14 protein-coding genes, 1 pseudogene and 1 riboswitch are annotated in these 14124 nt (G+C 37.2%); of the genes and pseudogenes, 14 read left to right on the plus strand and 1 reads right to left on the minus strand.

Features of this window, described 5'->3' with window-relative positions; genetic code table 11:
- Window positions 1-77 precede the first annotated feature (77 nt).
- From pabB to JFU50_RS22470, 3 genes and pseudogenes are all read left to right on the plus strand, one after another.
- Window positions 78-1823, plus strand: a complete 1746-nt coding sequence (gene pabB / locus JFU50_RS22460) for an aminodeoxychorismate synthase component I (RefSeq protein ID WP_201224209.1) — start codon at window positions 78-80, stop codon at window positions 1821-1823.
- A gap of 102 nt (window positions 1824-1925) precedes the next feature.
- A complete protein-coding gene (locus tag JFU50_RS22465) occupies window positions 1926-2072 on the plus strand; it encodes a hypothetical protein (protein ID WP_201224211.1) in 147 nt (48 codons plus the stop codon).
- Window positions 2059-2825: pseudogene (locus tag JFU50_RS22470) on the plus strand (D-serine ammonia-lyase); the annotation flags it as partial. The gene JFU50_RS22465 and the pseudogene JFU50_RS22470, both read left to right, overlap by 14 nt.
- A 43-nt stretch (window positions 2826-2868) precedes the next feature.
- Here JFU50_RS22470 and pdxR read toward each other — a convergent pair.
- The gene (gene pdxR, locus JFU50_RS22475) at window positions 2869-4266 is read right to left on the minus strand and encodes a MocR-like pyridoxine biosynthesis transcription factor PdxR (protein WP_201185153.1); all 1398 of its coding nucleotides are present in this window, start codon (window positions 4264-4266) and stop codon (window positions 2869-2871) included.
- 373 nt (window positions 4267-4639) lie between these two features.
- On the opposite strand from pdxR, the gene pdxS reads away from it, so the two are divergent.
- From pdxS to JFU50_RS22530, 11 genes are all read left to right on the plus strand, one after another.
- Window positions 4640-5527, plus strand: a complete 888-nt coding sequence (pdxS, locus tag JFU50_RS22480; RefSeq protein WP_201224213.1) for a pyridoxal 5'-phosphate synthase lyase subunit PdxS — start codon at window positions 4640-4642, stop codon at window positions 5525-5527.
- Between the two features lies 1 nt (window position 5528).
- Window positions 5529-6128, plus strand: a complete 600-nt coding sequence (pdxT, locus tag JFU50_RS22485) for a pyridoxal 5'-phosphate synthase glutaminase subunit PdxT (RefSeq protein WP_201225157.1) — start codon at window positions 5529-5531, stop codon at window positions 6126-6128.
- 167 nt (window positions 6129-6295) lie between these two features.
- Window positions 6296-7042, plus strand: coding sequence for an SDR family NAD(P)-dependent oxidoreductase (locus JFU50_RS22490; RefSeq protein ID WP_201224215.1), 747 nt, complete (start codon window positions 6296-6298; stop codon window positions 7040-7042).
- A 173-nt stretch (window positions 7043-7215) separates the two neighbouring features.
- Entirely contained in the window at window positions 7216-7803 is a 588-nt protein-coding gene (locus tag JFU50_RS22495; protein ID WP_201224217.1) for a TetR/AcrR family transcriptional regulator, read from the plus strand.
- A 426-nt stretch (window positions 7804-8229) separates the two neighbouring features.
- On the plus strand, window positions 8230-8766 hold the full coding sequence (gene ssuE, locus JFU50_RS22500; protein WP_201224219.1) for an NADPH-dependent FMN reductase: 537 nt from the start codon (window positions 8230-8232) through the stop codon (window positions 8764-8766).
- Between the two features lie 332 nt (window positions 8767-9098).
- A riboswitch (SAM riboswitch) is annotated at window positions 9099-9207 on the plus strand.
- Window positions 9208-9385: 178 nt separating this feature from the next.
- On the plus strand, window positions 9386-9529 hold the full coding sequence (locus tag JFU50_RS22505; RefSeq protein ID WP_082527691.1) for a YezD family protein: 144 nt from the start codon (window positions 9386-9388) through the stop codon (window positions 9527-9529).
- Window positions 9530-9743: 214 nt separating this feature from the next.
- Window positions 9744-10421: a phosphoadenylyl-sulfate reductase gene (locus tag JFU50_RS22510; RefSeq protein WP_342366361.1), complete on the plus strand. Its 678-nt coding sequence runs from the start codon at window positions 9744-9746 to the stop codon at window positions 10419-10421.
- Between the two features lie 28 nt (window positions 10422-10449).
- Window positions 10450-11598: a sulfate adenylyltransferase gene (gene sat, locus JFU50_RS22515; RefSeq protein ID WP_053346356.1), complete on the plus strand. Its 1149-nt coding sequence runs from the start codon at window positions 10450-10452 to the stop codon at window positions 11596-11598.
- Window positions 11599-11639: 41 nt separating this feature from the next.
- On the plus strand, window positions 11640-12239 hold the full coding sequence (gene cysC / locus JFU50_RS22520) for an adenylyl-sulfate kinase (protein ID WP_201185142.1): 600 nt from the start codon (window positions 11640-11642) through the stop codon (window positions 12237-12239).
- 17 nt (window positions 12240-12256) lie between these two features.
- The gene (locus JFU50_RS22525) at window positions 12257-13882 is read left to right on the plus strand and encodes a nitrite/sulfite reductase (RefSeq protein WP_201185140.1); all 1626 of its coding nucleotides are present in this window, start codon (window positions 12257-12259) and stop codon (window positions 13880-13882) included.
- Between the two features lie 21 nt (window positions 13883-13903).
- Window positions 13904-14119 carry a DUF3906 family protein gene (locus JFU50_RS22530; RefSeq protein WP_201224221.1) on the plus strand — a complete coding sequence of 72 codons (216 nt, stop codon included), beginning with the start codon at window positions 13904-13906 and terminating at the stop codon, window positions 14117-14119.
- Window positions 14120-14124: the final 5 nt, after the last annotated feature.

Consider the following 14124-nt stretch of genomic DNA (forward strand, 5'->3'; position numbering starts at 1 on the left):
TGTGTCTGCAAGCTCATTTTCAATTACATACCATATCTAATTACTTAGAATCTTATAAATAAAGTAAGGAGAGAAGCATGAAACAGGAAGAACCTTTATCACTATTATTTCACTTCACAGATAAACAAGATGTTAAAAAACCGTTATATTTTACGGAACCGAAAGAAGTTTTTATCGCCCATTCTTTACAGGATGTCCTCCCTCAATTCCAAAAGGTCCAGGCAGCAATCGAGCAGGGATATTATGCAGCAGGCTATGTATCTTATGAAGCGGCGCCTGCTTTTGAAAAGTCTTTTAAAGTAAAAGAAGGAGCAAAAATGCCGTTATTGTGGTTCGGTATCTTTGAGAAACCGGAAGAGTTCCCGGGAAAAATAACTGGTTCATTTCAATTAAATGATTGGGAATCAGAAACGGATTCCCATACATATCATTCTGGGTTTCAAACGATAAAAGCTGAAATCGAGAAAGGCAATACCTATCAAGTGAATTATACGATGCGATTGCAATCTATGTTCGAGGGGGACGACTTTGCTTTCTATGATAGGCTAAAGAGAGCACAACGATCGAACTATAGTGCTTTTTTGAATATCGGGACACATCGAATTCTGTCGGCTTCTCCCGAGTTATTTTTCCGCTGGGTGGATGGTCAGCTAATTACTCGTCCAATGAAAGGGACAGTCAAGCGTGGGATTACCGTGAAAACGGATCAGGCAAATGCGGACTGGTTAGCATGTTCTGAAAAAAATCAGGCTGAGAATTTAATGATTGTTGATTTGCTCAGGAATGACCTAGGAATGATTGCTGAACAAGGGAGCGTTCAGGTACCGAAACTTAAGGAAATTGAAAAGTACCCGACTGTGTGGCAAATGACATCAACCATCACAGCTAAAACGAAACCAAAAACAACGATTATTGATATATTCAAGGCGCTTTTTCCCTGTGGATCGATAACAGGAGCACCGAAAATCAAAACGATGAAAATTATCACTGAACTTGAGAATTCTCCACGTGAAGTGTATTGCGGTGCAATCGGCTTTATTACCCCGGAATGTGAAGCAGTTTTCAATGTACCTATTCGGACGGTTGTTATCGAAAAGGAAACAGGAAAAGCTGAATATGGGGTAGGAGGGGGAATAACCTGGGATTCTGTCTTACTTGAGGAGTATGACGAAGCCTTTTTAAAAGCTAAATTATTGTCAGAGGAAAGACCTACCTATCAGCTGTTAGAGTCGATTAAGCTTGAAGATGGCCAGTATTTTTTATTGGATGAGCATATTGATAGAATGATGCAGTCAGCTGGATACTTTGACTATCCGTTTTCTGAAACAGAACTTAGAAATAAGCTCCAAAAATATGCAGATTCACATTATGATTCGATGCAAAAAGTACGGGTTCTGCTTTTTGAAAATGGAGATTTTGAAGTTTCAGGACAAATAATCAAGACAATGGAAGCAGAAATTTCAGCTATCATAGCCGAAAGTCCAATATCAACTGAAAATCCATTTCTCTATCATAAGACGACTAACCGGGAAGTTTATGAAAAATTTCAAACTAGGCACCCTGAGTTCTATGACGTTTTACTTTGGAATGAACAAGGATATATTACAGAGTTCACGAACGGAAATGTAGTAGTAAAGATAAATGGAGATCTGTTCACCCCTCCAGTAGAATCAGGATTGCTTGCAGGGACTTTCCGTCAGGAGCTATTAAGGAAGAAAGAAATAAAAGAAAAATTAATAACAAAGGCTGATCTTCATAATGCTGAGGAAGTTTGGTTTATTAATAGTGTGCGAAGGGGATTAAAAGTGAATCTTACATTTTAAACCAAAATTGTCCTAGTAAAAGAGTACTGTATTCGTACATAGCAATTTGCTAAGTTATAGTAGATGATAAATATTGTTACATATGACTAGGAGGGAAATGCTATGGAGAAACAAAAAATCGCAGGTTTATCTTTGATAGAGTGGAAAGAGAAATATCCTTTAATAAAAAAACTTATAAAGACAGATGAAGTTTTTTGGTTGAATCCCAATTATGGAAGCAATCAGGGCATTTCAATCGCTTGGATTTAAGGTTACTGTACATATGTCGGCAGATGCCAAGCAGTGGAAAAAAGATAAACTAAGAAACCTTGGTGTCATTGTAAAGGAATATGAAGACGATTACAGTAAAGCCGTCGAAGAAGGGCGAAAAGAAGCATCTCTTGACCCAAATTGCCATTTTATTGATGATGAAAATTCAAAAGATTTGTTGCTAGGCTATGCGACAGCTGCAACACGTCTGAAAAATCAATTAAAAGGAATGTCGATCCTGGTTGACGAAGATCATCCTTTATTTGTTTACTTACCATGCGGAGTAGGTGGTGGCCCCGGCGGTATAACATATGGGCTAAAATTGGCCTTCAAAGACGATGTCCATTGCTTTTTTGCAGAGCCAACACATTCGCCGTGTATGTTGCTTGGATTGGCAACGGAACTTCATGACAAAGTCTCGGTACAGGATTTTGGAATTGATAACAAAACGGAAGCAGATGGACTAGCGGTCGGAAGGTCATCTGAATAGTAAGCGGCAGCTATACAATACAGGACAAAAGATTATTTGACTTGCTTCGAGAGTTGGCTGAGACAGAAGGATATTATTTAGAGCCGTCTGCCCTCGCAGGAGTATATGGACCAGTTCAATTGTTCAGTAGCGAAGAGGGAAAACAATATCTCAAGGATCAAAAACTTCAAGAAAAAATAAAACAGTCCACACATATTATTTGGGCTACAGGTGGCAGTATGGTACCAAAGGTCATGATGGAAGAATATTTAACTAAAAGTTAAAAAAGAAAAAGGAAGTTTACATTTGTGAACTTCCTTTTTCTTTTTAAAACCCCCAGGAGTTCAATAAAAGATGAATAGCTTTTTCTAATTCTGCTTCAGGTATCCCTGCAAAGCCTAATATAATTTTAGGAGGATGTTCATCTATTTTCTCAATGGAATAAGTGGAAAGTCCGTATATTTTAATGTCGTCATCAGCCGCTTTTTGAATTAGTGTTTGTTCATCCATCCCATTTTTTACGGTGAGAACAATATGCAGTCCTGATCGTTCACCAATGATTGATATTTGTTGATGATAGGGTTTAATCAAATCAATCACTTTTTCTAATTTACGGCGGTAAACTTTCCTCATACGATTTAAATGTTTTTCAAAATCTCCCTCCCTCATAAACTCTGTTAAAACATGTTGGTCAATCCTTGATACGGTTGAATGGTAGAAAGATAATTCCTCTTGATACCTCTGTAATAACGGAGCTGGAAGAACCATATAACTGATACGAATCGAAGGCATCAATGATTTGGAAAACGATCCTAAGTAAATCACTTTTTCTCCAACATCCATACTTTGTAAAGAAGGAATCGTTTTTCCACTATAACGAAATTCACTATCATAATCGTCTTCGATAATATATCTATTTGCTGCCCCTTGGGCCCAATTCAACAATCGTGTACGTCTGTTAACAGACAGAATTGTTCCATAGGGGAAGTGATGGGAAGGGGTTACATAAACTACATCAATTGAAGACTGCTCAATAGGGTTGACCTTCACCCCTTCTTCATCAACTTCTAATGGATATACATCATTTGGATAGCTACGTAAAATACGATAAATCAAGTGATAACCGGGATCTTCGACTCCGTATATGGTGGTTTTATCAAAAAGAAGAACAAGCTGCTGTAGTAAAATTTCCAGTCCCGCACCAATGATAATCTGTTCAGGGACACATTGGACCCCACGAGCATGATATAGATAGTGGGCAATTTCACAACGTAATTCATATTCACCTTGAGAATCTCCCAGTAAAAGAAGGTCTTGATGAGATTCATCGATTTTATTTTTAATATACTTTCGCCATTTTTCAAATGGAAAGTTCTCAGTATCAATTTGGCTTGGGTGAAAATGATAGAGCAATTCCCTTACTTTATTATCATTCTGTTCTAAGGGAACATTGTCAGTTTGAGTATACTCTAAATCCTCAAATGTTTGTATGTAGTATCCCTTTCTGGGAATAACTTCAACGTATCCTTCAGCAGTTAATTGTTCATAGGCAGTCTCGACTGTATTTTGACTAATCTGCAGAAACTCCGCTAATTTTCGCTTCGATGGCAGCTTCGTTCCAAAGAGAAGACGTCCATCAATTATCTCTTTTTTAATATGCGAATATAATTGTTCGTATAATGGTTCTTCACTCATACGATTTAAGTTACAGGTTAACATATTCATTTTGCTTCCGCCTTTTTTAAATAATTCGTATCTGACCCCATTAAATTATTGAAAACTGATACTTTCAATACGGTCATCTATTTTTTATACTAATTAACAAATCTAAAAAATGCAAATATTAGGGGGAAGTAGAGGGAAAATTATTAGGAACTGACCCCATTAAATTATTGAAAACTGATACTTTCAATACGGTCATCTATTTTTTATACTAATTAACAAATCTAAAAAATGCAAATATTAGGGGGGAAAGTAGAGGGAAAATTATTAGGAACTGACCCCATTAAATTATTGAAAACTGACACTTTCAATACGGTCATCTATTTTTTATACTAATTAACAAATCTAAAAAATGCAAATATTAGGAGGAAAAGTAATGGAAAAATTATTAGGAACTGACACAGTAAAAAGAGGAATGGCACAGATGCAAAAGGGTGGCGTAATTATGGACGTCATTAATGCTGAACAAGCAAAAATCGCCGAAGCGACGGGTGCTGTTGCTGTCATGGCTTTAGAAAGGGTACCTTCTGATATTCGTGCAGCTGGTGGTGTAGCAAGAATGGCAGATCCTCGTATCGTTGAGGAAGTATTGAATGCTGTTTCTATTCCGGTCATGGCTAAAGCAAGGATTGGTCACATTGTTGAAGCAAGGATTCTGGAATCAATGGGTGTTGATTATATTGACGAAAGCGAAGTGCTGACGCCTGCTGATGAAGAATATCATTTGTTAAAAAGCGATTTCACAGTACCTTTTGTATGTGGATGCCGTGACTTAGGCGAAGCTGCACGCAGGATTGGTGAAGGAGCATCGATGCTTCGTACAAAAGGAGAACCTGGAACAGGAAATATTGTGGAAGCTGTTCGACATATGAGAAAGGTTTTGTCCCAAATTCGTAAAGTGAGCGTAATGAGTGACGATGAATTAATGACAGAAGCAAAAATCTTAGGTGCTCCTTATGAGATTCTAAGAGAAATTAAGCGGACAGGTAAATTGCCTGTAGTTAACTTTGCAGCAGGTGGAATTGCTACTCCAGCAGATGCAGCACTGATGATGGAACTGGGCGCAGATGGCGTATTTGTGGGTTCAGGTATATTTAAATCAGAGAATCCTGAAAAATTTGCAACTGCAATCGTTCAAGCGACTACATATTATACTGATTATGAATTGATTGGCCGGCTGTCAAAAGAGTTAGGCAGTGCAATGAAAGGTATTGATATTTCTAAGCTTGCTCCATCAGAACGGATGCAGGAACGTGGCTGGTAATATGATAACCATCGGTGTTTTGGGTTTACAGGGTGCTGTTGAAGAACATTTAAATCAAATTAAAGCTGCAGGTGAACAAGCTATAATTGTTAAAAAACCTGAACAGTTAAAAGAAATTGATGGCTTAATTATTCCAGGCGGAGAAAGCACTACGATGAGAAAGCTCATGGATCGTTACGGATTTATGGAACCCATCAAAACCTTTTTTGAACTAAAAAAACCTGTCTTCGGTACATGTGCGGGAATGGTATTGGCCGCAAAGAAATTGACTGGGGATGAAGAGGCTTATCTTGGATTAATGGACATTTCCGTGAAAAGGAACGGATTTGGACGTCAGCGGGATAGTTTTGAAGCACAACTCTCGATCAAAGGAATGGAAGAACCATTTACAACTGTCTTCATCCGGGCACCATTCGCGGAAGAAATTGGTGAAGACGTAGAGGTATTAGCTCTTTATGAAGAACATGTTGTTGCTGCGAGACAAGAACATGTCCTGGTTAGTGCTTTTCATCCAGAATTAACAGGGGATAATCGTTTTATACAACTCTTCATCGAAATGGTGAAAGAATCTATCAGTAAAGTTGAAGTAAAAATGTGCTAAATATTAATGAGCTGTCCTATTTTAATAGGGCGACTTTTTGTATGCAATAAGATATAAAGGGAACTTTAAAAAAACATCATTTCGCTTGAAATTATTATTCAATAAATCAATAATAAAAGTGAGTAAATACTTACTTATTTATTTTGAGCGTTGAAAGGGGAATTTATATGACAGCAAGAGTGGCAGTTATTACAGGTGGAGCAAGTGGAATAGGCCGTGCAACATGTCTAAAATTTGCAAAAAAAGGGGACAAAGTCGTTGTTGCGGATTTTAACGAGGCCATGGCAGAAGAAACTGTTGAACTGATTAAGGCAGAAGGCGGAGAAGCTATTTTTGTTAAAACTGATGTTTCAAAGCAAGAAGATGTGGAAGCATTGGTCAATATCGCTGTAGATGTTTATGGAAGAATTGATATTATGTTCAATAACGCTGGCATAGGTGCGGGTGGCATGATTCTTGAACAAAATATGGAAGGGTACTTTAAAACGATCGGAGTAAACCAACACGGTGTGGCTTTTGGCATCATGGCAGCCGGACGTAAAATGAAGGAACTAGGAAGTAAGGGAGTTATTATAAATGCTGCTTCGGTGTTTGGCTATTTAGCTTCACATGGGACTTTCGCATACCAGGCTTCTAAAGGCGCTGTAAGAATGATGACACAAACAGCGGCTTTGGAATTGGGTGCTTATGGAATACGAGTAGTAGGTATCGCACCAGGCGGTGTGGATACTCCAATTATCCAAGGATATAAAGATATGGGAATCATCGATAAATTGAATGCAAGCCAAATGCGCGGCAAATTAATTAAGCCGGAAGCAATTGCGAATGCTGTTTATCTACTATCATTAGATGAAGCTGATGCGATTAATGGCAGTATTGTTATGGTTGATGATGGCTATGCATCTTTTAAATAATTTTGAAAAGGAAAACAGCGTCCTAATCCGACGATGTTTTCTTTTTATGTCTTATATGACTAATGCAAGTCTCATAGACCAAAGGTTATATTGACCGATTGGTATCATCAGGCTATTATGGAAAATAGATCGGACAAGCCGGTCTTATCTTTTTTAAAAGAAGGTTGATATTTTTGAAAAAAGGGCAGCAAACAAAAGAACGGATCATTAATGTAGCCCGGACTCTTTTTGCCAGTAAAGGTTTTGACATGACCAGAACGAATGAAATCGCTTCTGCCTGTAATGTTTCCGAAGCTACGATTTACAAATACTTTGACAGCAAAAAAGAGTTGCTTTTGGCTACGATTACTCCTAGTGAAAAAGAAGATGCGGAAGTTGAGACTAGCCACCTTTCTACGGATGAGCTTGTAGAGAATCACGTTATCACATTGATAAAAAAAATTCTTGAAAATAAAGAACAGTATTCGATATTATTTCGAGAAACTCAATACGATCAAGAAATTTCTAAACAATATGTTGAGCAAATCTTCAAGCCAAATGCTAAGCTTATTGAACTTCAGAAGAGAATTGATACTGGAGAGATTCACTATATTTCCGATATTATCTTATTTAATGTAGGAATTATTTCTTTTACATTAGCTTTATCGACCCATTATGAGATTCATCAACAGAAAACGGAACCGTATTTTACTGAGGAACGAATAAAGAGTATTGCTCAGCTTTTAGTATATGGGATTCATGGAAAAAGCAATAATACATAAATAAACGGTCATATTTAAGGCGTATGAGTCAACAAGCCGCAAATATGACCGTTGCTTTATCTACTATTAGTATTAGTTATTCAAGCTTGTACCTCTAGACTTGACGATACATTGTGCAAACTAGTGTAATCCGAAGAATGGAACTATACCTGTTATTTTGGAGATGCAAAAATTAAAAGGTCAAGGAAGAAACAGATTTAAATTTCAGGAAAAATAGAGGGGGATAACTGATGAAAGTTTCTGAATAGGTTATTCATATTAATCCCGAGTTAAACACTTGACTTTTATTTTTCTGAATATTACGATGATTATATGATACATGACTTTACCTAGGCAGGGTTCTTATCCGATTTATTAGTGATTGAGTGATTTTTATTGAATCAGCAAGTCTTATCGCAGATAAGAAAATAATAGGAGGAAATTTATATGAGCGAAATCGTAATTTTATCAGGCAGTCCAGCGAGTCCATCAAGAACTGACATCTCTTTAAAACATGTTCGATCACTAGTTGAACAAGTGGGGTTTACCACTGCTTATTACTCTATAACGGATTTTTCCGCAGATGATCTATTCCAAGGCCGGTATAATAGTGAAGATATAATAAAGCTTTCAGAAAAAATTCAGGAAGCTAGAGGTATCATTATTGGTTCACCAGTATATAAGGCATCTTACACAGGCGTGTTAAAAGCTTTGATTGATTTGCTACCTGAGGGTGCATTTAAAAATAAGCCTGTTCTGCCAATTATGATTGGTGGAAGTAACAGGCATTTATTGGCGATTGATTACGCACTTAAACCTTTAATTTCAATTTTAAAAGGTGAGCCGTTGCAGGGCTTATATTTTGTAGATAAGGAAATAGATAAGCAGAATCCAGAAAGCCCAATTAAAGATAGCGAATTAGTTGATCGTGTGCAAAGTCAGGTGCAAGAATTTGTTGAAGCGATTCAATTAAGAAATAATTAAATGCTGTTAATAGACTAAAAGTAAAGGCTTAAGGTTTTGAACTATTTTTATTTTCATGAGATTAAAGATTATTTATGTACAATCATTAAAACTAATTAACCTTAACAATTAGGCCTTAAACAATTGTAAAAAGAGGTAAGTAATGAAATAGACTCATTTTTTTTAAGAGTTTCTCTTGAAAATGAGTCTATTTTCATATTTAACTTATACAATATCCGTTCAAGGAAAAGTGTGTATAATAATAACAGTTCACCCATTTTATTAATCCAAGTTATTTTATAAGAAAACTCCATTGACAAGGAATAAATATATGTTAATATTTAAAATAATAAAACTTATCCAGAGCGACGGAGGGAATTGGCCCTTTGAAGTCCAGCAACCTGCATGATGGATGCAAGGTGCTACATCCAACAAAATGTTGATCATTTTGGAAGATAAGGTAAAAAATATTACCTTGAAAATCTTTCCATCATGGAAGGGTTTTTATTTCTGTAAAATTCGTTTGCAAACCATAGCATTGTAAGATGTTTTGGAATATATAAATTTAAGAAAATGCATTTTATAAACGGGTCAGCTATACGATAAGCTAGTCTCGGATTTTCTTAAAGGAGGAACTGGCTTGGAAAAAGAGAATCAGCTGGAGGAAATATTTGAACGCCTACAAGAAATGCTTAAGTCGATGAAATATGGATCCATAACACTTATCGTCCAGGATGGTAAAATTATTCAAATGGAAAGAAATGAAAAGCTGAGAATTAAATAAGGTATCTGCTGACTAGAAAACTAGAGGTGGATTTAACTGATATAAAAGAGAGTATTAGTTAAATTCGTCTCTTTTTTCTAGGGTCTTTTAAGCGTTAAAAAACAACAGCGAGTATTAATCACAAGTTACTCTATTCTGTGAAACATTTAGCAAGTTTTTAGAGGGGGCTTTAAGATTGTCTGCATTAGTAAACTATGAAAATTTCGACACAGAGATTTTGCCTGCATTTCCTGAGGACAGTGAGACAAAAGGTGCTTTAGAAGTTCTTGAGTGGGCAAATTCCCAATATGGTAACAAACTCATTTATGCATGTAGTTTCGGCATTGAAGGAATAGTACTTACGGATTTATTGGCAAAGGTCAATCCTTCAGCCAAAATTGTTTTTCTGGATACGGATGTTCATTTTGAAGAGACTTACAAATTAATTGAACAAGTTAAAAAGCGCTATCCGCAGCTTTCAATTGAAATGAAAAAGCCGGCATTGACGCTCGAGGAACAAGCAACTGAATATGGAGATGAGTTATGGCTCCGTGATTCAAATAAATGTTGCAGCATACGTAAGATCGCGCCGCTTACTGAGGTACTTTCAACGGCAACTGCTTGGCTCTCGGGACTACGCAGGGAGCAATCTGAAACAAGAGCATTAACGGAATATATTAATCAAGATAATAAGTTTAAATCAATTAAAATATGCCCGCTTATTCAATGGACATGGAAAGATGTATGGCGCTATGCCCATAAAAATGGACTTCCATATAATGTTCTTCACGATAATGGATATCCTAGTATTGGCTGTAAAACATGTACGGCACCTGCTATCAATGCCGATGATTTACGCTCAGGACGTTGGCAGGGCGCGCAAAAAACAGAATGCGGATTACATTTATCTTAATAAATAGAAAATTTAGGGGGAAATTAGTATGACAGTTAGCTTACCGCACGGAGGAACGTTGATCAATCGTTGGGAACCAGACTATGATATTACTAAAATAAACAACTCAATCGAAATTGATGAGATTGCTTTAAGTGACCTGGAATTAATAGGTACTGGGGCCTATAGTCCTATTAAAGGATTCTTTACAAAAGATGACTATCAAGCAGTGGTTAAGGATATGAGGCTTAGCAGCGGCCATGTTTGGAGCATCCCGATTACTTTGCCGATTACTGATGAAGTAGCAAAAGCTCTTACTCTAGGAGAAGAAGTAAAGTTGAATCATGAAGGAGAAACATACGGAGTTCTCATTGTTTCTGATATCTTCAGACCTGATAAACAATTGGAAGCCACATTAGTTTATCAAACGGATGATGAGAAACATCCTGGTGTGAAAAATTTGTATAACCGTGGTGAAGTATATGTCGGCGGGGATATTAAATTAGTTAAACGAATCGAACGTCCACTATTCCAAGATCATTATTTGGATCCTGTTGACACAAGAAAAACTTTTGCTGAAAAAGGCTGGAAAACAGTTGTTGGATTCCAAACAAGAAATCCTGTTCACCGTGCACATGAATACATTCAAAAAACTGCATTGGAGATTGTAGACGGTTTATTTTTAAATCCGCTAGTAGGTGCTACTAAATCAGATGACATACCAGCTGATGTACGGATGGAGAGTTATAAAGTACTACTAGAGAAATATTATCCTAAGGATCGTGTCTCCCTAGCAGTGTTCCCTGCTGCCATGCGTTATGCAGGGCCAAGAGAAGCCATTTTCCATGCCATGGTTCGTAAAAATTACGGATGCACCCACTTTATTGTTGGCCGTGACCATGCCGGTGTGGGCGATTATTACGGCACTTATGATGCACAAAAAATCTTTGGTAATTTCAAACCTGACGAGTTAGGAATCACGCTATTATTCTTTGAACATAGCTTTTATTGTAAAACATGTGGAAATATGGCTTCTGCTAAAACATGTCCGCATGGTAAAGAAGATCATGTTATCTTATCCGGAACGAAGGTTAGGGAAATGTTGCGTAATGGTGAAATTCCACCAGCTACCTTCAGTCGTAAAGAAGTCATCGAAGTGTTAATCGAAGGCCTGAAAAAGAATGAAGTATTTAACTAAACTAGTTTCAAATATATGTAAGTAGTAAGAGGGGGATAATAATGAGTAATAGCACGAATGTAACTTGGCATGAAGCGTCTTTGACTAAGGAACTCCGTCGTAAGCAAAACGGACATGAGAGTACAGTTCTATGGTTCACAGGACTCTCAGGCTCCGGAAAATCAACGATTGCAAATGCAGTCGCTAAAGAGTTGTATAACCGAAATATTCGAAGTTATGTCTTGGATGGAGATAATATTCGTCATGGCTTAAATAAAGATTTGGGTTTTTCTGAAGAGGATCGGACTGAGAATATTAGGCGGATCGGTGAAGTTTCCAAGCTTTTTGTGGATAGCGGGCAGTTCGTATTAACGGCATTTATTTCCCCTTTTCGAGCAGACCGTCAAATTGTACGCGATTTGCTTGAAGAAGGCGAGTTTATTGAGGTCTACATAAAATGTCCGATTGAAGAATGTGAAGTGCGTGATCCAAAAGGTCTTTACGATAAGGCACGTAAGGGAATCATTAAAGACTTTACTGGGATTGACTCTCCATATGAAGAACCTGAACAGCCGGAAATCGTTTTAGAATCCAACCAATATAGTGTTGAAGAGTGCGTCGAACAGGTAATCAACTATTTGACAACTAAGAGAGCGATTTAATCGAGGAGGAAAAAGTAGTGGTATATGAGAAGTTTTGGTCTGAAAATCCGGTAATTGCTAAAAACAAAACTGAAGTCTGGAAATTAGAAAAAGATGGTTTGAAGATCTTTGACGATATTCCTCATTATGCAGCAAATGGATTTGAATCCATTCCTAAAGAAAAGTGGGATATGTTCAAGTGGGCAGGTCTATACTTGCAACGACCAAAAGAAGCGGGCTATTGGATGATGCGTGTCGTTATTCCTGGTGGTATCCTTACTTATGACCAACAAATCACACTTGCTAATATTGCGAAAGATTACGGTAGAGATGTTTATGACATCACAACTCGCCAAGCTATTCAGTTTCACTGGTTGACTATTGAACAAGTCCCTGATATTTTGAACCGTCTAGAACAGGTTGGGATGACTACTGCTGGTGCATGTGGTGATATTACACGGAATATAATCGGAAATGCATTAGCTGGAATCGATCCTGACGAACTTTTTGATACACGTGACGTCCTTTATAATGTATTTGAGTATTTCCGACTTAACGAAGATTTTTCAAACCTTCCAAGGAAATATAAAATGTCAGTCAGTGCTAATGTTCATAATGCTGCCAATGCTGAAATTAACTGCGTTTCATTTAATCCAGCTACGAAGGTTATTGATGGAAAGACAGAAGTTGGTTTTCACGTTAAAGTAGGGGGTGGATTATCCTCCGTTCCTATGCTAGCAGAAGAACTTGATTTATTCATTTTACCGGAGAAAACAGTGGAAGTGGCAGCCGCCATCACAACGATTTTCCGTGACTTCGGTTACCGTGAAAAGCGTCATCGCTCTCGTTTGAAATTCCTTGTTGCTGATTGGGGTCCAGAGCAATTTAAGGAAAAATTGCTTGAATACACGGGTCCACTTCCAGAAAAGGGAGAAAGTGCATTGAAGGAATGGAATGCTGGCTATTTCTATGGTATCCATAAACAAAAACAAGAAGGACTTAACTATGTTGGAGTCAATATCCCAGTTGGCCGTTTAACTCCAGACGAAGTTATTGAGTTTGCTGAACTTTCTAAAAAATACGGAAATGGTGAAATCCGCAACTGTAATTCGCAAAATCTAATTATTCCTAATGTTCCGGATGCAAAACTTGAAGAATTAAAACAAGAATCAATTTTTGAAAGATTTCCATATCAACCAAAAAAATTCATTGGATATTCCGTTTCTTGCACAGGCATTGAGTATTGCAACCTGGCACTTGTTGAAACAAAAAACCGGATGAAAACTATTGCTGAAAAACTGGATAAAGAAATTGATTTAGATGTACCGGTAAGAATGCATATGGTGGGTTGCCCTAATAACTGTGGTCAACGAGCTATTGCTGAAATCGGGTTGCAAGGTATCAAAATGAAAAACCAAGACAAAAAAATGGTCGAGGCTTTTGAAATATACGTAGGCGGAACACTTAATGCTGGTGGGAAGTTCAATGAAAAATTAAAAGGGAAAGTGGAAGCTGAAAAGCTTTATGACGTATTAAAAGAGCTTATCCTGTTTTTCAAAGAAACAAAGCTATTGTCTGAAACTTTCTTGGATTTTGTAGAGCGAGTAGGAAAATCAGAATTACAAAGTAAACTTGATAATATTTTAACAGAGGTTGCTGTTTAAATAGCGGAAGGTAAGAAGAATATGAATCTATACCGTTTTGAAGTCACTATTAAAGAAGAACTAATTCATGTCATCATCGCCGCAGATTCGGATGAAAAGGCCTTCCAGCTCGTTGATATCGAGCTGGAAAAGCGTTTTTTGAAAATGCCTGAAGTGGATGATATATCATTATACGAAAAAAGAAAAATTAATTATGGAACAGGTTACGTATTATCGGAATTCGAAACAATTCTCTAAGGGAA

Source organism: Peribacillus sp. TH14 (genome assembly GCF_016651145.1).
In the GTDB taxonomy this organism is placed as follows: Bacteria; Bacillota; Bacilli; order Bacillales; family DSM-1321; genus Peribacillus; species Peribacillus butanolivorans.